16 protein-coding genes and 1 pseudogene are annotated in these 17,049 nt (G+C 73.2%); 12 read left to right on the top strand and 5 right to left on the bottom strand.

Features of this window, described 5'->3' with window-relative positions; translation table 11 throughout:
• Positions 1-60 precede the first annotated feature (60 nt).
• Together AB0883_RS13050 and AB0883_RS13045 are read left to right on the top strand one after the other, a co-directional pair.
• Positions 61-576: a SigE family RNA polymerase sigma factor gene (locus AB0883_RS13050; protein WP_366641364.1), complete on the top strand. Its 516-nt coding sequence runs from the start codon at positions 61-63 to the stop codon at positions 574-576.
• A complete protein-coding gene (locus AB0883_RS13045; RefSeq protein ID WP_366641363.1) occupies positions 573-1,349 on the top strand; it encodes a hypothetical protein in 777 nt (258 codons plus the stop codon). Before AB0883_RS13050 ends, AB0883_RS13045 begins: the two co-directional genes overlap by 4 nt.
• Positions 1,350-1,410: 61 nt before the next feature.
• On the opposite strand, the gene AB0883_RS13040 is transcribed toward AB0883_RS13045, so the two are convergent.
• Positions 1,411-1,836: a PIN domain nuclease gene (locus AB0883_RS13040; protein WP_366641362.1), complete on the bottom strand. Its 426-nt coding sequence runs from the start codon at positions 1,834-1,836 to the stop codon at positions 1,411-1,413.
• Entirely contained in the window at positions 1,833-2,042 is a 210-nt protein-coding gene (locus AB0883_RS13035; protein ID WP_366641361.1) for a type II toxin-antitoxin system VapB family antitoxin, read from the bottom strand. The genes AB0883_RS13040 and AB0883_RS13035 overlap by 4 nt, the downstream gene beginning before the upstream one ends.
• Before the next feature lie 116 nt (positions 2,043-2,158).
• Here AB0883_RS13035 and purB point away from each other — a divergent pair, with 116 nt between their 5' ends.
• The gene (gene purB, locus AB0883_RS13030; protein WP_366641360.1) at positions 2,159-3,580 is read left to right on the top strand and encodes an adenylosuccinate lyase; all 1,422 of its coding nucleotides are present in this window, start codon (positions 2,159-2,161) and stop codon (positions 3,578-3,580) included.
• 181 nt (positions 3,581-3,761) lie between these two features.
• Here purB and AB0883_RS13025 read toward each other — a convergent pair.
• Together AB0883_RS13025 and AB0883_RS13020 are read right to left on the bottom strand one after the other, a co-directional pair.
• A pseudogene (locus AB0883_RS13025) lies at positions 3,762-4,329 on the bottom strand (YbjQ family protein).
• A gap of 24 nt (positions 4,330-4,353) precedes the next feature.
• The gene (locus tag AB0883_RS13020) at positions 4,354-5,034 is read right to left on the bottom strand and encodes a trypsin-like serine protease (RefSeq protein ID WP_366641359.1); all 681 of its coding nucleotides are present in this window, start codon (positions 5,032-5,034) and stop codon (positions 4,354-4,356) included.
• Between the two features lie 405 nt (positions 5,035-5,439).
• Between AB0883_RS13020 and purS the strand changes: the two genes are divergently transcribed.
• From purS to AB0883_RS13000, 4 genes are all read left to right on the top strand, one after another.
• Complete coding sequence (gene purS, locus AB0883_RS13015; protein ID WP_121397234.1) at positions 5,440-5,703, top strand: phosphoribosylformylglycinamidine synthase subunit PurS; 264 nt, start codon at positions 5,440-5,442, stop codon at positions 5,701-5,703.
• On the top strand, positions 5,700-6,383 hold the full coding sequence (gene purQ / locus AB0883_RS13010; protein WP_366641358.1) for a phosphoribosylformylglycinamidine synthase subunit PurQ: 684 nt from the start codon (positions 5,700-5,702) through the stop codon (positions 6,381-6,383). Before purS ends, purQ begins: the two co-directional genes overlap by 4 nt.
• Before the next feature lie 133 nt (positions 6,384-6,516).
• On the top strand, positions 6,517-9,198 hold the full coding sequence (gene purL / locus AB0883_RS13005) for a phosphoribosylformylglycinamidine synthase subunit PurL (RefSeq protein ID WP_366641728.1): 2,682 nt from the start codon (positions 6,517-6,519) through the stop codon (positions 9,196-9,198).
• A 4-nt stretch (positions 9,199-9,202) separates the two neighbouring features.
• On the top strand, positions 9,203-9,958 hold the full coding sequence (locus AB0883_RS13000) for a 2-phosphosulfolactate phosphatase (protein WP_366641357.1): 756 nt from the start codon (positions 9,203-9,205) through the stop codon (positions 9,956-9,958).
• Positions 9,959-10,074: 116 nt separating this feature from the next.
• Here the strand turns inward: AB0883_RS13000 and AB0883_RS12995 are convergent, their stop codons facing one another.
• Entirely contained in the window at positions 10,075-12,138 is a 2,064-nt protein-coding gene (locus tag AB0883_RS12995) for a carboxypeptidase-like regulatory domain-containing protein (RefSeq protein ID WP_366641356.1), read from the bottom strand.
• Between the two features lie 102 nt (positions 12,139-12,240).
• Here AB0883_RS12995 and AB0883_RS12990 point away from each other — a divergent pair, with 102 nt between their 5' ends.
• From AB0883_RS12990 to amcA, 5 genes are all read left to right on the top strand, one after another.
• Positions 12,241-12,594 (top strand): sterol carrier family protein, encoded by a 354-nt coding sequence (locus AB0883_RS12990; protein WP_366641355.1) that lies wholly within the window; start codon positions 12,241-12,243, stop codon positions 12,592-12,594.
• A gap of 171 nt (positions 12,595-12,765) precedes the next feature.
• Positions 12,766-14,304 carry an amidophosphoribosyltransferase gene (gene purF, locus AB0883_RS12985; protein ID WP_121397229.1) on the top strand — a complete coding sequence of 513 codons (1,539 nt, stop codon included), beginning with the start codon at positions 12,766-12,768 and terminating at the stop codon, positions 14,302-14,304.
• Positions 14,305-14,362: 58 nt separating this feature from the next.
• The gene (gene purM, locus AB0883_RS12980) at positions 14,363-15,517 is read left to right on the top strand and encodes a phosphoribosylformylglycinamidine cyclo-ligase (RefSeq protein WP_366641354.1); all 1,155 of its coding nucleotides are present in this window, start codon (positions 14,363-14,365) and stop codon (positions 15,515-15,517) included.
• A gap of 170 nt (positions 15,518-15,687) precedes the next feature.
• Positions 15,688-16,791 carry a cyclophane-forming radical SAM peptide maturase AmcB gene (amcB, locus tag AB0883_RS12975; RefSeq protein WP_366641727.1) on the top strand — a complete coding sequence of 368 codons (1,104 nt, stop codon included), beginning with the start codon at positions 15,688-15,690 and terminating at the stop codon, positions 16,789-16,791.
• The gene (gene amcA / locus AB0883_RS12970) at positions 16,760-16,993 is read left to right on the top strand and encodes a multiple cyclophane-containing RiPP AmcA (RefSeq protein ID WP_151455707.1); all 234 of its coding nucleotides are present in this window, start codon (positions 16,760-16,762) and stop codon (positions 16,991-16,993) included. The genes amcB and amcA overlap by 32 nt, the downstream gene beginning before the upstream one ends.
• Positions 16,994-17,049 lie beyond the last annotated feature (56 nt).

Raw genomic sequence — 17,049 nt, 5'->3', positions numbered from 1 at the left:
GGGCAACCTGCCCGGCCCCGCGCTCCGTCCCTTGGGCATGAGGCGACGAAGGCGGAACGCGTGAAGTCCACCGACGAGGACGAGTACCGGCAGTTCGTCGAGGCCCGGCTGGAGCACCTGCGCCGCACGGCGTACCTGCTCTGCCGGGACTGGCACACCGCCGACGACCTCGTCTCCATCACGCTGGGCAAGCTCTACCGGGCCTGGCCCCGGGTCCGCGCGGCGGAGAACGTCGAGGCGTACGTCCGGCAGGTGCTCACGCGCGCCTGGCTGGACGAGCGGCGGCGGCCGTGGCGGCGCGAACGCAGCACCGACGAGGTCCCCGACGACGCCGCGCCGGACACCGAGCCCGACCTGGCCGACCGGGAGCTGCTTCTCGACCTGCTCGGCAAGCTGCCCGAGCGGCGGCGTGCCGTGCTGGTGCTGCGCTACTACTGCGACCTCTCCGTGGAGGAGACCGCCCAGATCCTCGGCATCACCACCGGCACGGTGAAGAGCCAGGCCGCCAGAGCGCTGGAATCGCTACGCCTGCTGGCCGTGGACCAGCCGGCCCTGAGCACGGGGAGGTTCGCGTGACGTACCGGGAGATCTTCGACGCGGCGATCGGCGACGCGCCGCCCTCCTCGATCGACCTGGACGGGGTGATCCTGCGGCAGCGCCGGCTGGTCCGCACCCGCCGGCTCGGGGCGTACGCCTCGGCGGCCGGCGGGGTGCTGGCGCTGGTGCTCGGCGCGGGCCTGGTGGTCGACCGTCCGGACATGCAGCCGGCGGGCCCGGTATCCGCCTCGCGCCCCCCGTACCGCAAGAGCAACCAGTTCCTGCCCTCTGACGCGGCCGAGCGCTACCAGCGCGGGATGGCGGCGGCCCTCGCCGCGCGGGCGCCCGGAGTCCGGTGGGTGCCACTGACCGCGGTAGGTCGCGGCGCCCTTCCGACGGCACCGGCCGGCGACGTGCCGGTCGGGGGCGCGTACGAGGACTACCGCAACGTCGGTTTCTCGGTGCACGCCTACCCGCTCGACCCCGCAGGTGCGTTCAGCAACGAGTTGTCGGCCCTGGCGCTGGCCGAGGCGCAGCCGGGCAGGAACCGCGACGTCATGGACTGCGGGAAACAGACCGCCGACTCGTGCGGCCTGTCGGCGGGGCCGGACGGGGCGCGTGTCCGGGAGATCGCGCGCGTCATTCGAGCCGTCGGGGGCGGGGACGTGATCCACTTCCGGGGGGTCGACGTCCTGCACCGCGACGGCACCTGGATCAAGATCTCGCTGCACAGCCGTGACGGGCGGTTCGTGCTCACCCCGGAGCAGCTCCGGGACCTCGCCCTCGACCCGGCCGCCCGCCCCGCCTGGTGACCCGGGCCGCGGAGGCTGGAGCCGGCGGCGGATGCCCGGCTGGCACGAGTTGGTCCGGGACCTACTTGATCGTGCCGGCCGGGGCGAGCCATCGCATGGCTTGACCGGTCACTTCGGAGATCTGGTCGAAGTCACGGTCGTAGTGCAGCAGGGACAGCCCCTGGTGTTCGGCCGTCGCCGCGATCAGCAGGTCGACGGCACCGGCCGAGCGATGGGTGCCCCGGGCGGTGAGCTGTTCCTGGATCTCGGCCGCCCGCTCGTAGCTCCGGTCCGGCACGCCCACCCAGTTGAACACCGTGCGAAGCCGCTCTCCCAGCCACCTGCGGTCGCTCAGCGAGCGGGCCGAATACAGGAACTCCAGCTCGACCAGCGGGCAGACCGCGAGCAGGCCGGCCGTGAGTGGCTGTTCCCACCGGGCCCGGGCGTCGGGGTCGCGTAGGAGCCGGACCAGCGCACTGGTGTCGACCAGGTAGTCCGCGAGCCTCACGACCGGTACGTGCCCTTGTCGAGCAGTTCGTCGAAGTCACCGGCCTGGGCCCGATCGCTGAGTTCGGCGAGGGCGCGGGCGCGACGCAGGCGGGCAGCCCCTTCCCGCAGCGCGACGTTCACCGTGTCCTTCTTGGTCTTGGTGCCGAAGGCCGCGGCAGCGTCCGCCAGCGCCTCGTCGTCGACGTCCACCAGGATCTTGGTCACGCGCACCCCCTATATACGTACCGGCGTTCGAGTATATCCTCGGCCGGTCGGGTGCGGTGTCCGAGCTGTCGGGCGTCTCGTCGGGCCGTCCCGTACGGCATGAAAGACTGAGGTACGTGACGATCCCGAACGTGCTCGCCAACCGGTACGCCTCACCCGAGCTGGTCGCCCTCTGGTCGCCCGAGGAGAAGATCCGGATGGAGCGGCGGCTCTGGCTCGCCGTGCTCCGGGCCCAGCGGGACCTCGGCGTCCCCGTGCCCGACGGCGTCGTCGAGGCGTACGAGGGGGTGCTCGACCAGGTCGACCTGGCCTCGATCGCCGAGCGGGAGCGGGTCACCCGGCACGACGTGAAGGCCCGGATCGAGGAGTTCAGCGCGCTCGCCGGGCACGAGCACGTGCACAAGGGGATGACCTCCCGGGACCTCACCGAGAACGTCGAGCAGCTCCAGGTGCGCCGCTCGCTGGAGCTGATCCGCGACCGGGTGGTCGCCACCCTGGCCCGGCTGGCCCGGCTCGCCGTCGAGCACTCCGACCTGGTCATGACCGGCCGCTCCCACAACGTCGCGGCGCAGGCCACCACGCTGGGCAAGCGCTTCGCGTCGGCCGCGGAGGAGCTGCTCATCGCGTACGAGCGGCTGGAAGACCTGATCAACTGGTACCCGCTGCGGGGCATCAAGGGCCCGGTGGGCACCGCCGCCGACCAGCTCGACCTCTTCGACGGCGACGCCGAGCGGGTGGCGGAGCTTGAGCGCCGCGTCGCTGGGCACCTCGGCTTCAGCCGGGTCCTCGACAGCGTCGGGCAGGTCTACCCGCGCTCGATCGACCTGGCGGTGCTCTCCACCCTGGCCCAGGTCGCCGCCGCCCCGTCGTCGCTGGCGACCACGATCCGGCTGATGGTCGGCCAGGAGCTGGCCACCGAGGGCTTCAAGCCGGGCCAGGTGGGCTCCAGCGCGATGCCGCACAAGATGAACACCCGCTCCAGCGAGCGGGTCAACGGCTTCGCGGTGATCATCCGGGGCTACCTGTCGATGGTCGGCGAGCTGGCCGGCGACCAGTGGAACGAGGGGGACGTCTCCTGCTCGGTGGTCCGCCGGGTGGCGCTGCCGGACGCGTTCTTCGCCGCCGACGGGCTGTTCCAGACCTTCCTCACCGTGCTGGACGAGTTCGGCGCGTACCCGGCCGTGATCAACCGGGAGCTGGAGCGCTTCCTGCCGTTCCTGGCCACCACGAAGATCCTGGTGGCGGCGGTCCGGCGCGGCGTCGGCCGCGAGGTCGCCCACGAGGTGATCAAGGAGCACGCGGTCGCGGTGGCCCTGGCCATGCGCGAGAAGGGCGCCGCCGAGAACGACCTCTTCGACCGCCTGGCGGCGGACGGCCGGCTGGGCCTGACCCGTGGCGAGATCGACGCCCTCGTCGCCGACCGCACCGCCTTCGTCGGCGCCGCCCCGGCCCAGGTCGAGGCCGTCGCCCGCCGCATCGCCACGGTCGCGGACGCCCACCCCGAGGCCGCCACCTACACCCCACCCCCCATCCTCTGACCGACCCACCCACTCCACCCAGCTCTCCTTCTGTCACGGCGGTTGACCAAGAGGTTTGCGTCCGGATTCGAGACCGAAGGGGGCGCAAACCTCTTGATCAACCCCGGGGGCCGGGCTCCGGGAGGCGCGTCGGAGGCCGGGTGGGGTGGTGGTGGGGTGGGTTTGGGGCGGTGGGTGTGGGTCAGGAGTCTCGGGTGGGGGTTTCCGCAGCCGAGCGGAGGTTGGGGGCGCTCGCCGGTTCGGCGATGCCGCCCGGGGACTCGGCGAAGGCCGGGTCGTGCGCGGTCTCCGCGGCGACCAGCGGCTGGTCGGGCGGCATGACGTCGGGCATCTTGGGCGCCACGACAACCGCCGTGCCGTACGCGCAGATCTCCATCCACATCTCGCCGCAGTCGCGGCTGTCGAAGCGCATCCCCACCACGGCGTTCGCGCCGATGCGGCGGGCCTCCTCGCCGAGCCGGGCCACCGAGTCCGTACGCCACCGGGTGAGGTTGTCCGGGGCCATCGGGTCGTACGCGCCACCGCGCAGGTTCTTGACCCCCTCGCGGTACGGGTTCCGCGTCCTGGCCATCGATGACACCACTTCGCCGAGGATCTGGCGGATCTCGTACCCGGGCAGTTGCTCCGTCGTCACGACCAGCACGCTTCCGATGCTGTCAGGGTGACGAGGCGCCCGATCGTGGGCCTTGTTCACCTGATCGGATGCTGCAAAACGGCGCGGCGCGGACGGCCGGCGCGCTGCCGACCATCCGCGCCTACCGTGGCGCTAACCGTCAGACACCGGCCGTCTGGGAGATCCAGGCCCGGTTGTACGCGACGCTGCCGTAGTTCTGGATGCTCTGGCCGTCGGCGGTGGAGGCGACGCCGACCTGCGCGCCGTTGTAGAACTGCGGGCCGCCCGAGTCGCCCCGCCAGGCGTTGCCGTCGATCCGGGTGCTCCGGATCGCCTGCCCGCCGTACGCGTCCGTGGCGCTGTTGCTGGTCACCCGGACCGACGCGGTCTTCAGCTGGGTCGAGGCCGAGCAGCCGCTGTAGCAGGTCATGCCCCAGCCGTAGATCGAGTTCGTCGAGTTGATCGGCGGGTTGCTGTTGGCCAGCGTCACGTACGAGGTGCTCACCGAGCTGGACAGGCGCAGCAGGGCCAGGTCGTACCGGCTGTAGCTGGCGCTGACGGTGCGGGTCTGGCCACCGGAGGTGCGGTTGACGCTGCCGACCCGGACGGACATCGTGCCGTTGACGCAGTGCCGGGCGGTGAGCACCCACTGCGGCGCGATGATCGTGCCGGAGCAGGTGAACGAGCCGTTGCTGAGCACGGCGGCGGCCCACGGGGCCGACGAGACGGTGCTGCCGCCGATGATGTACGGGCTGACCGGGGCGGCGAGGGCGCCGGAGCTGGCGCCGAGCAGGCCGGCCGCTGCGGTGGCCAGCACCGCGACCATGGATCGGATGCGCATGGGGGCTCCTTCGGGGGACGGGGCCCGGGTTCACCGGGTCGAGCTGTCGGCCGGCGGGCGGGGGTGGCCCGACGTCCAATCGACGTACGACGATGTACGGTAGGGCCCCTGAGATGTCGTTCACAAGAGATCCATCGGAAATGATGGATGAGACGGTATGGCGGGACGGGCGACGGTCGGGCGTCCCGTAGCCCGGCGGAGCGGGGCGAAACGGGCCGGTCGGCAACGGATGGGCATCGGGATCGCAACGAACCCGCATCGGTCCCCGGGCCCCGCGCCGGGAATGCCGATCACGGCCTGAACTGCGTCCGGCCGGTGCGTCCGGGGCGGTATCTGCCAGGTAGGCTGGCTGCGCTCGCCCGTTGTGGGTCGGCACCCAACTGCGTACACAGTCAGGAGTGCCCAGTGCCTCGCGTCGTCGTCGACGTCATGCTCAAGCCCGAGATCCTCGATCCCCAGGGCCAGGCCGTCGCAAACGCGCTGCCCCGGCTCGGCGTCAGCGACGTCGCCTCGGTTCGGATCGGCAGGCGGATCGAGATCGAATTCACCGGTGAACCGGACCTGGACCGGGCCCGGGAGATCGCCGACAAGCTGCTCGCCAACCCGGTCATCGAGGACTTCACGGTCCGCGTGGCCGAGGCCGACGAGACCGTGGACGCCCGCTCGTGACCGCCCGGGTCGGTGTGGTCACCTTCCCCGGCTCGCTCGACGACGGGGACGCGGCCCGGGCCGTCCGGATCGCGGGCGCCGAGCCGGTCCGCCTCTGGCACGGTGACCCGCAGCTGCACGGGGTGGACGCCGTCGTCCTGCCCGGCGGCTTCTCCTACGGCGACTACCTGCGCTGCGGCGCCATCGCCCGGTTCGCCCCGGTGATGGGCACGATCGTGGACGCGGCCCGGGGCGGCCTGCCCGTGCTCGGCATCTGCAACGGCTTCCAGATCCTCTGCGAGGCCCACCTGCTGCCCGGGGCGCTCACCCGCAACCAGCACCTGCACTTCCGCAACCGCGACCAGGTCCTGCGCATCGAGTCGGCCGGCACCGCGTGGACGAACACGTTCCAGCCCGGCCAGGAGGTGCTGATCCCGGTCAAGAACGGCGAGGGCTGCTACGTCGCCGACACCGCGACGCTCGACCAGCTCGAAGCCGAGGGTCGGGTGGTCGCCCGCTACGTCGGCGGCAATCCCAACGGGTCGCAGCGCGACATCGCCGCGATCACGAACCCAGCCGGCAACGTGGTCGGCATCATGCCGCATCCCGAGCACGCGGTGGAGGCGCTCACGGGCCCCTCCCTGGACGGTCTCGGCTTCTTCACCTCGGTGCTCAAGCACCTGGTGGGGGCGCCGGCGTGACCGTGCGCGGCATCATCGGTCGGCTCACCCGCCCGTCGGGCGGACGCGAGCGCAGCGAGGAGAGGTCATGACCACCCATCCGGACGAGGTACGGGATAACCCGGAGGCCTTCCCGGCCGCCCCGGCGCAGCCGGTGGAGCCGCGTCCGGCCGCCGTCGCGCCGCCGGCCGGGCGTCCCGGGCCGGCGACCGCCGACTGGGCCGACGGCCTGGACACCGTGCCGCGCGCCGGGGACACCCCCGGTGAGCTCCAGCCGTACGCCGAGCTCGGGCTCCGCGACGACGAGTACGAGCGGATCCGGCACATCCTCGACCGGCGGCCGACCCAGGCCGAGCTGGCGATGTACTCGATCATGTGGAGCGAGCACTGCTCCTACAAGTCGAGCAAGGTGCACCTGCGCCAGTTCGGCGAGAAGGCCCCGCCCAGCGACCGGCTGCTCGCCGGCATCGGCGAGAACGCCGGTGTGGTGCAGGTCTCCGACGAGCTGGCGGTGACCTTCAAGGTCGAGTCGCACAACCACCCGAGCTTCGTCGAGCCCTACCAGGGCGCGGCCACCGGCGTCGGCGGCATCGTCCGGGACATCCTCGCCATGGGTGCCCGCCCGGTCGCGGTGATGGACCCGCTGCGCTTCGGCGCCGCCGACCACCCCGACACCGCCCGGGTGCTGCCCGGCGTCGTCGCCGGCGTGGGCGGCTACGGCAACTGCCTGGGCCTGCCGAACATCGGCGGCGAGGTCGTCTTCGACCCCTGCTACCAGGGCAACCCGCTGGTCAACGCGCTCTGCCTCGGCGTGCTGCCGGTCGACCGGCTGCAGAACAAGGCCGCCGCCGGCCCGGGCAACGTCGTCGTGCTGATGGGTGCCAGGACCGGCCGGGACGGCATCGGCGGCGTGTCGGTGCTGGCCAGCGCCACCTTCGACGAGGGCAGCGAGCAGCGCCGCCCGTCGGTGCAGGTCGGCGACCCGTTCATGGAGAAGCTGCTCATCGAGGCCTGCCTGGAGCTCTACGACGCCCGGCTGGTCGTCGGCATCCAGGACCTCGGCGGCGCCGGCCTGACCTGTGCGCTGACCGAGACCGCCGCGGCGGCCGGCACCGGCATGCGGGTCTGGCTGGAGCGGGTGCCGCTGCGTGAGCCCTCGATGGAGCCGCACGAGATCCTCGCCAGCGAGTCCCAGGAGCGGATGCTGCTGGTCGTCGAGCCGGAGAAGCTCGAAGCGGTGCTCAAGACCGCCGAGAAGTGGGGCGTCTGGGCCACCGCGATCGGCGAGGTCACCCCGCCGGCGCCGGACGGGCAGCCCGGCCGGCTGCTGATCACCTGGCACGACCAGTTGGTGGTCGACGTGCCGCCGGGCTCGCTTGTCGACGACGGTCCGGTCTACGCCCGCCCGATGCGCGAGCCGGCCGACCTGATCCTGCTCCAGGCCGACCGCGCCGAGACACTGCCCCGGCCGGCCGACCCGGAGGCGCTGCGCGAGACCGTGCTGCGCATGATCGCCTCGCCCAACCTGGCCGACAAGACCTGGGTCACCGAGCAGTACGACCGCTACGTGCTGGGCAACACCGTGCTCGCCCAGCCGGAGGACTCCGGCGTGATCCGGATCGACGAGCGGACCGGGCTCGGCGTGGCGCTGTCGGTGGACGGCAACGGCCGGTACGCGCGGCTGGACCCGTACCACGGCACGAAGCTCGCGCTGGCGGAGGCGTACCGGAACGTGGCCGTCACCGGCGCGAAGCCGATCGCCGTCACCAACTGCCTCAACTTCGGCTCGCCGGAGGACCCGGGCGTGATGTGGCAGTTCGCCGAGGCCGTGCGTGGCCTGGCGGACGGCTGTGCCGAGCTGGGCATCCCGGTCACCGGCGGCAACGTCAGCTTCTACAACCAGACGGGCGCGGCGCCGATCCACCCGACCCCGGTGGTCGGTGTGCTCGGCGTGCTCGACGACGTGGCCGACCGGGTGCCGATGGGCTTCGTGCCCCGGCCGAGCGGCGACCACGACCAGATCTTCCTGCTCGGCGAGACGCACGTGGAACTCTCCGGCTCGGAGTGGGCCTGGGTCACCCACGAGCACCTCGGCGGCGTACCCCCGCAGGTCGACCTGGCCCGCGAGCGGCTCCTGGCCGACCTGCTGGCGGAGGCCGCGCGGGTCGGGCACCTGAGCGCCGCGCACGACCTCTCCGACGGTGGCCTCGCGCAGAGCCTGGTGGAGTCCTGCCTGCGGCGCGGCGTCGGCGCCCGGATCGCGGTGCCGGAGCGGTTCGACGGCGGCTCGATGCCGTTCGTCTACCTGTTCAGCGAGTCCGCCGGCCGGGTCCTGGTGTCGGTGCCGCGCGGCCGTGAGAAGGCGTTCACCGCCCTCTGCGCCGAGCGCGGCGTGCCGTTCGAGCTGATCGGCGTCACCGACCCGACCGGCGGGGCGCTGGAGGTGCACGGCCAGTTCCGGATCGGCCTGGACGAGCTGCGCGCCGCGCACGGCGAGACGCTGCCGCGCCTCTTCGGGGGCGCCGGGGTCGTCGAGGTGCCCGCGCCGGCCACCGGTGTGGCGGGTGCCGTCGAGGCCGTGTCGCTGCCCGTCGCCGAATCGGCCGGGGTGGAGCCGGTGGACCCGTCGGCCGTCGTGAGCGAGCCGATCGCGTCGGCCGGGCCGGTCCCGCCGACCGGTGCCGTCGAGCCGGTGGCCCCGGCCGAGGCGGCAGTCCCGGCGGAGGCCGTCGGGCCCGGCCCGGAGCAGCCGGTGGCCGAGGCCGCCGACCGGCCGGCCGAGGCCGGCGGGACGTCGGCTCCCGGGCCCGTTGACACCGAGCCCGGTCAGCGCTGAGGCGGTGGCCGCGGCCGTCCACGTCCAACCCGGTTCCGGCGCCCGCTTCGACTGGGGGCTGACGGGGGCGGCCGAGCTGGGCCGGGTGTGCGCGGTGCTGGTGGTGGTGGACGTGCTGTCGTTCACCACCGCCGTGGACGTCGCGGTCGGGCGCGGCATGCGGGTGCACCCGTTCCCGTGGGGCGAGCAGGCGGCCGACTACGCGCGGCGGGTCGGCGCGGTCGCGGCGGTGGGCCGCCGGCAGACGACCCCGGAGCATCCGTGGTCGCTTTCGTCGGCGGCGCTGACCACCGCGCCGGTCGTCGCCGACCTGGTGCTGCCGTCGCCGAACGGCTCGGCGATCAGCGCGGCGGCCAGCGCGACCGGGCTGCCGGTGGTCGCGGCCTGCCTGCGCAACGCGCGCGCCGTCGGCCGTTGGCTGGACCAGCAGGGGTACGGCTCGACGGACGCGCCGATCGGCGTGATCGCCTCGGGCGAGCGCTGGCCGGACGGCTCCCTGCGGCCCTGCGTGGAGGACCAGCTCGGGGCGGCCTGTGTGCTGGACGCCCTGTCGGGTGTGCCCGGCGGCCTCTCCGTGGAGGCGGCCATGGCCCTCGCCGCGCTGGCCAGCACCCCCGACGTGCCCGCTGCGGTCTGCGGCAGCGTGTCCGGCCGCGAACTCATCGAGGGCGGCTTCCCCGGGGACGTGGAGGTCGCCGTCCGGGTCGGCGTCTCGGACGTGGTCCCGGTGCTGCGCCAGGGCGTCTTCTCCGCCGCCTGACCTCCCCGCAAGCGCGCGTCCGACCTGTCGGGGCGGGCCGAAACGGCGGCGAGGGCCGCCCGGAGATCGGACGGCCCTCGCCGTGGTGCTGTCGTCGGGGCGTGCCCCCGAGCCGGTCAGTCGTCCAGCCAGTCCAGCCGGCGGCCACCCCGGTCCTGCTGCGGTGGGCCGTCCGGGCGACCGCGACCGGTCTGCGGGTCCTCGTAGGCGGCCGGCTGGCCGTAGCCACCCTGGCCGTAGCCGTCGCGGTCCTCGTAGCCGCCGCGCTGCTGCGGGGGCTCCTGACCGTAGCCGCCCTGGCCGTAGCCGCCCTGGTTGTCGTACGAGGTGGGCTGGTCGTAGCCGCCCGGCTGGCCGTAGCCGCCGCGTGGCGCCGGGGGCTCCTGTCCGTAGCCGCCGCGTGGTGCCGGGGGCTCCTGGCCGTAGCCACCGGGCTGGCCGTAGCCGCCCCGCTCGTAGCCGCCGCCCGGCTGGTCGTAACCGCCGGTCGGCTCGCCGCCCCGACCGTACCCCCCGCCCGGCTCGGACTGGCCGTAGCCCTGCCCCTGCTCCGGCTGGTAGACGCCGGTCGCGTACGGGTCGGCCGGGGCCGGGTACTGCGTGGCGTCGCCGGTGTAGCGGCCGGTCGGCTCGTCGTACCGCTCGCCGTAGCCCCGGCCGCCGCCCGCCGGCGGGTAGCCCGCGGCACCCGCGGCACCCACTGCGCCGGCTGCGCCCGCCGGGGCGCCGTAGTCGTTGCCGCCGTAGCCGCCGCCCGAGGCGGGCGCGTTGCCGTAGCCGCCGCCGGACGAGGGCGCGTTGCCGTATCCGCCGCCGGGCCCGCCGCTGCCGTAGCCGCCGCCGGAGGAGGGCGCGTTGCCGTATCCGGCACCGCCGTAGCCACCCGCACCGGCCGGCTCGTCGCCGTAGCCGCCGCCCCAGCCCTGCTGGTTGCCCGCCGCGCCGTAGGGCTGCGGGGGAGCGCCGTACGGGTCCGGCGGCACGTCGTCGACCACGGGGCGGTGCATCATCGTCGGGGCGTCGCTGAGCGCGGTGCCGCCGACCATCGTCGGATCCGGCGTGGCACCGACCCGGTTGACCACCCGGGTCTGGTCGTCCGCGCCCCGCAACGCCCCGCGTGCCGCCGGGACCGCGCCGGCCGCGGCGCCCGCCGGGGCGTCGTCGTCGGCCTCGTCGCCGCTGTCCTTGCGCCGCATCCAGAGCAGCACGATGGTGCCGACACCGGCGGCGACGAGCAGGCCGCCGAGCAGGATGATCAGCCAGGACCCCATGCCGCCGGAGTCCTCGTTGCTGGCGTTGGCCGCCGCGCCCGGGGTCGCCTCGGCGCTCTCCTCGGGCGTCTCCTCGACGGGCTCGTCGGAGGGGAGGGGCTCCTCGCTGGCCGACGGGGTGGCGCTCGGGGTCGTCTCGACCTTGATCGCCAGGGCGATGCGCTGCCCGGTGACGCTCTGCCCGGCGGACGCGTCGAAGCTCTTTGTGGCGTAGACCTCACCGACGCTGGCGCCGATGGCGAGCCGGCCGGGCGCGATCGGCTTCTCGCTGGTGCCGTTGAAGCGGAAGTTGCCGTCGTCGTCACTGATCGTGTCGATCTTCTTGCCGGCGCCGTCCTGGAGCATGACCACGGCGTTCGGCACGGCCTTGCCGTTCGCCTGGACGACCACCTTCCCGGAGACCGACTTGACGGTCTGCGCCTGGGTCGGCTGGGACGGCTGGGCCCTGCCCTTCACGCCGAGCTGGAAGGTGGCGGTGCCGGGGCCGGACTTGTCGCCCTCGGCCGCCACCGTCACGGTCACGTTGGCGTCGCCGGCGTTGTCGTTGGCCCGCAGCCGCAGCAGCTGGGACCTCGGCCGGTCGTTGTTGAAGTCGATCGTCCCGCAGCCGCCGGCGCAGCTCACGCCGCCCGGGAGGCCGGCGAGGCTGATCTGGACCTTCTCGTCGCCATCGCGGGGGGTCACCTGCACGGTGACGGCGGCGTCGCTGCCGGCGTTGACGGTGACCGAGCCGGGCGACACGGTGACGTCGGCGGCCAGGGCTGGTGTGGCGGGGACGGCGAGCAGAGCGCCGACAACCAGCGCCACGACCACACCGGCCCGCTGCTTCCAGGCACGTCGGTGTGTTGACACGTCCACCGCCTTCCGGACTGACTTCCCTCGGCGGCGAGGCGCCGGGCCGGGGATCATCACGGTACGAATACGCCGTCGGCAACTATGCCTTGTCTGACCGGATCGGCGCGACCCAGGGCCAGCGTCAGGCGCGGCGCGTTGACGCCGTATCGTCCCGTCGTGTCCTCTCCGCACATTAAGTCCGCCGCGGTCGCGGCGGCGTTGTCGGCGCTCGACGAGGGGCGTACGCCCGAACGGCCGGTCCTCCGGGAGGCGGTCCGTGCCCTGTTGACCGTCCTCGCGGAGCGCGCCCCCGGCCGATCGGTGGAGGTGCGTGTCCCACCTTACGGCGCAGTTCAGTGCGTTCCCGGTCCCCGACACACCCGTGGCACCCCTGCGAACGTGGTCGAGATGGAGCCCGAGACCTGGCTGGCGGTGGCCACCGGACGGCTCGACTGGGCCGACGCGATCACCCAGGGTCGCGTACGGGTGAGCGGAATCCGGGCGGACCTCTCCGCGCACCTGCCGCTCTAGCTGCGGCGATACCCATCGACCGGTGACACGTTGGAGCCGGATCGTGACTTTCTGTATCGACACGGATTCGCGTACACTGTCAGGCGACGACAGTGGTCCCGGCCGAGGAGTGCGGATCCGCCCCCCGCGTGATTCCGCAAGGCCGGTCCAGACCAGCATGAGGGAGCGCAGGTGCCCCGAGGCGACGGCCGGCTGAGCCACGACCTTGATCCCCAACGACCAGGCCCGCAGGACGCGTGTGGCGTCTTCGGCGTCTGGGCGCCCGGGGAGGAGGTCGCGAACCTGACCTACTTCGGGCTCTACGCCCTCCAGCACCGTGGCCAGGAGGCCGCGGGCATCGCGGTCAGCGACGGCTCGGGCGTGGTGGTCTACAAGGACCTCGGCCTGGTCGCCCAGGTCTTCGACGAGCCGACCCTGGCCAGCCTGCGCGGGCACGTGGCGATCGGGCACGCCCGCTACTCCACCACCGGCGGCTCGACCTGGGAGAACGCCCAGCCGACCATCCGGTCCACCACGTCGGGCACCACCATCGCGCTGGCCCACAACGGCAACCTGGTCAACACGGCGGAGCTCCAGCGCGAGGTCGCCGAGCGGGGCCTCGTCGCCGACGGCTCGACCAACGACACCTCCCTGGTGACGATGCTGCTGGCCAGCCGTCCGGACCTGTCGGTCGAGGCGGCGGCGCTGGAGGTGCTGCCGCAGCTGCGGGGCGCGTTCAGCTTCGTGTTCATGGACGAGTCGACCCTCTACGCTGCCCGCGACCCGCACGGCGTGCGCCCGCTGGTGCTGGGCCGGCTGGAGCGCGGCTGGGTGGTGGCGAGCGAGACCGCCGCGCTGGACATCGTCGGCGCGAGCGTGGTCCGCGAGGTCGAGCCCGGCGAGCTGATCGCGATCGACGAGGACGGCCTGCGCTCCAGCCGGTTCGCCGCCCCGGAGCCCAAGGGCTGCCTCTTCGAGTACGTCTACATCGCCCGCCCGGACGCCACCATCGCCGGCCGCAACGTGCACTCCGCCCGGGTTCAGATCGGTCGTCAGCTGGCCAAGGAGCACCCGGTCGAGGCCGATCTGGTCATTCCGGTGCCGGAGTCCGGCACCCCGGCCGCGATCGGCTACGCCGAGGAGTCGGGCATCACCTACGGCGCCGGCCTGATGAAGAACCCGTACGTCGGGCGCACCTTCATCCAGCCGTCGCAGACCCTGCGCCAGCTCGGCATCCGGCTCAAGCTCAACCCGCTGCGGGAGAACGTCCGGGGCAAGCGGCTGGTCGTGGTCGACGACTCGATCGTGCGCGGCAACACCCAGCGGGCGATCGTGCGGATGCTGCGCGAGGCCGGCGCGCTGGAGGTGCACGTGCGCATCTCGTCGCCGCCGGTCAACTGGCCGTGCTTCTACGGCATCGACTTCGCCACCCGCGCCGAGCTGCTGGCCAACGGGCTGGACAACGACGGCATCCGGCGCTCCATCGGGGCGGACACGCTCGGCTACGTGTCGCTCCCGGGCCTGATCGCCGCCACCGAGCAGCCGAAGACCCGGCTGTGCCGTGCGTGCTTCGACGGGGAGTACCCGATCGAGCTGCCCGCCGGCAACCTGATCGGCAAGCACGTGCTCGAAGGGGTGGGCCGGCGGGTCGCCGCGCAGGCGTCCGACACCCCGGAGCACACCGCCCCGCTCGTCGCCACTCCGGGCGGCGTGACCACACACCGCCCGTAGCACCACCCGGCGTGGCCCGGTCACCACCGGCGCGGCGCCAGAACCAAGGGGGAGAACCGTGACGCACGTGTCCGAGCGCAGCGGCGCAGGAAGCAGCCCGACCGGCGCCGGCGGCGACCGCCAGCCCTGGACGGCCGGCGCCGGCCGCCAGGCGCGCAAACGCTCGGTCTCGTACGCGGACGCCGGGGTCTCGATCGAGGCGGGCGACCGCGCGGTCGAGCTGCTGAAGTCGAAGGTGAAGCAGACCCGGCGGCCCGAGGTGATGGGCGACCTGGGCGGCTTCGCGGGCCTGTTCCGGCTGGACACGAAGAAGTACAAGAACCCCATCCTGGCCTCGTCCACCGACGGCGTGGGCACCAAGCTGGTGATCGCGCAGCAGATGGACATCCACGACACGGTCGGCATCGACCTGGTCGCGATGGTCGTCGACGACCTGGTGGCCTGCGGCGCCGAGCCGCTCTTCCTGCTCGACTACATCGCCACCGGCGAGGTCGTGCCGGACAAGGTCGCCGAGATCGGCGCCGGGATCGCCGACGGCTGCCGGTACGCCGGCTGCGCCCTGCTGGGCGGCGAGACCGCCGAGCACCCGGGCGTGCTGCGTCCGGACGAGTACGACATCTCTGCCACCGGCGTCGGTGTGGTGGAGGAGAGCGACATCCTCAGCCCGGACCGGGTCGAGGTGGGTGACGTGGTCATCGCGATGCGCTCCTCCGGCCTGCACTCCAACGGCTACTCCCTGGTGCGCCACGTGCTGCTGGGCGCCGGCCGGATGCGCCTCGACGTGGTGATCGACGACTTCGGCCGGCAGCGCACCCTCGGCGAGGAGCTGCTCACCCCGACGAAGATCTACGCGCAGGACTGCCTCAAGCTCATCGCCGAGGCCGAGGTGCGCTCCATCGCCCACGTCACCGGCGGCGGCATCCCCGGCAACCTGGTCCGGGTGCTCCCCGAGCACGTCGACGCGGTGGTGAACCGGTCCACCTGGAAGCCGCAGCCGATCTTCGACCTGATCCAGTCCAAGGGGCGGATCGAGGACCCGGAGATGGAGGCGACCTTCAACATGGGCGTCGGCATGTTCGCGATCGTCTCCGCCGAGGACGCGGACCGCGCGCTGGCCACCCTGACGGGCCGGGGCGTCGACGCGTGGCAGGCCGGCGAGATCATCGAGGGCTCCGGCAACGTGCAGATGATCGGCCAGCACACGAGGGGCTGATCGACTCCCGGTGACCGTACGGGCACCTGATCAGGGCTTCACCCGAGTGGCCGTCGCCGCCTAGCCTGAAGGGCACCCTCAGAGCTGTCGGGGCCGCCCGCCCGGGTTCCCCGACAGCCCTTCAGGCGCGGAGGAGGGCAATGGCTGCTCGGGGACTGCCGTTCAGCGGGATGCGCGGCCTGGCCGCCGTCCCCTCGTACGTGGTCATGCAGCCCACCACCCTCTGCAACCTGGACTGCGCCTACTGCTACCTGCCGTTCCGCGCGGCCGACCGGCGGATGCCGGTGCCGGTGGCCGAGGCGGTGGCCGCGTCGGTCAACCCCTGGGCGGCGGCGGGTCGCTTCTCGGTGGTGTGGCACGGCGGCGAGCCACTGGCGGCCGGCCGGGAGCACCTCGCCGCGCTGATCGCGCCCTTCGGGCCCGAGGTCGAGCACCACGTCCAGACCAACGCCACGCTGATCGACGACGCCTGGTGCGCGTTCTTCGTCGAGCACGGGGTGCGGGTGAGCGTGAGCGTGGACGGCCCGCGGGAACGCAACGGCGACCGGGTCACCCGGGGCGGCGGGCCCGCGTACGACCGGATCCTGCGCGGGGTGGCGGCGCTGCGCCGGCACGGCCTGCCGTTCTCGGCGCTGGCGGTGGTGGGTCGCCCCGGGCCGGGCCTGGCCACCGAGCTGTACGACTACTTCCTCGACCTGGGTTGTGACGTGCTGGGCGTCAACATAGAGGAGACCGAGGGGGTCAACCTCCGCGACAACTCCCACGACCCACGGCTGGTGACCGCCTTCTGGGCGGAACTGGTGGCGGCCTGGCGCCGGGAGCCCCGGATCCACCTGCGCGAGGTCGAGTGGTCGCTGCGGTACGCCGCGGCGGTCCTGGACGGCAGCGCCGACGACCTGCTCCCCCGGCGGTTGGACCCGATCCCGACCATCGGCCACGACGGCTCGGTGACCGTGCTCTCGCCGGAGCTGGCGGGTTTCACCGATGTCCGCTACGGCGACTTCAGCAGCGGCAACGTGCTGGCCACCCCGCTGGTCGAGATCCTCGCCCACGCGGACCGGACGCCGTGGGTCGGCGAGTTCCTCGCCGGCGTCGAGGCGTGCCGTTCGTCCTGCCCCTACTTCGGGTTCTGCGGCGGCGGCCACGCGGCCAACCGCTACTTCGAACAGGGGCGCTTCGACGGTACGCAGACCGCGCACTGCCGCAACAGCAAGATCCACTTACTGGAGGGAGTGTTGGAGCATGCCCGAGACCACCAGTCACCGGCATCCTGACCGGAGGACGGACACCCCGGACGAGGTAGCCGACCGGGTGCGGGAAGCCGCGCCGGGGCTCACCGCACTCCTCCACGAGGCCGAGGCCGCGCGGCGACTACGGGCCGAGGTGGCGGGCGGCGACGGCGCGAGCGCCGTGTGCGCCTGGAACCACTTCGAGAACATCCCGACGTTCTACAACTGGAACAACCGTCCCCGCTGAGACGGACCGTGATCAGGGACCTGCCGATCGTCCGGAGGGCTCTCCGGAAGGGGCAG

The organism is Micromonospora sp. NPDC047812 (genome assembly GCF_040704175.1).
Classification (GTDB): domain Bacteria; phylum Actinomycetota; class Actinomycetes; order Mycobacteriales; family Micromonosporaceae; genus Micromonospora.
This window is presented reverse-complemented; position numbering and strand designations above follow the sequence as displayed.

What these genes read in the sequence shown, in the direction of transcription:
- amcA (WP_151455707.1), top strand. Translation starts at nt 16,760, where the DNA reads ATGCCCGAGACCACCAGTCACCGGCATCCTGACCGGAGGACGGACACC.
- amcB (WP_366641727.1), top strand. Translation starts at nt 15,688, where the DNA reads ATGCGCGGCCTGGCCGCCGTCCCCTCGTACGTGGTCATGCAGCCCACC.
- AB0883_RS13020 (WP_366641359.1), bottom strand. Translation starts at nt 5,034, where the DNA reads ATGCGCATCCGATCCATGGTCGCGGTGCTGGCCACCGCAGCGGCCGGC.
- AB0883_RS12995 (WP_366641356.1), bottom strand. Translation starts at nt 12,138, where the DNA reads ATGATCCCCGGCCCGGCGCCTCGCCGCCGAGGGAAGTCAGTCCGGAAG.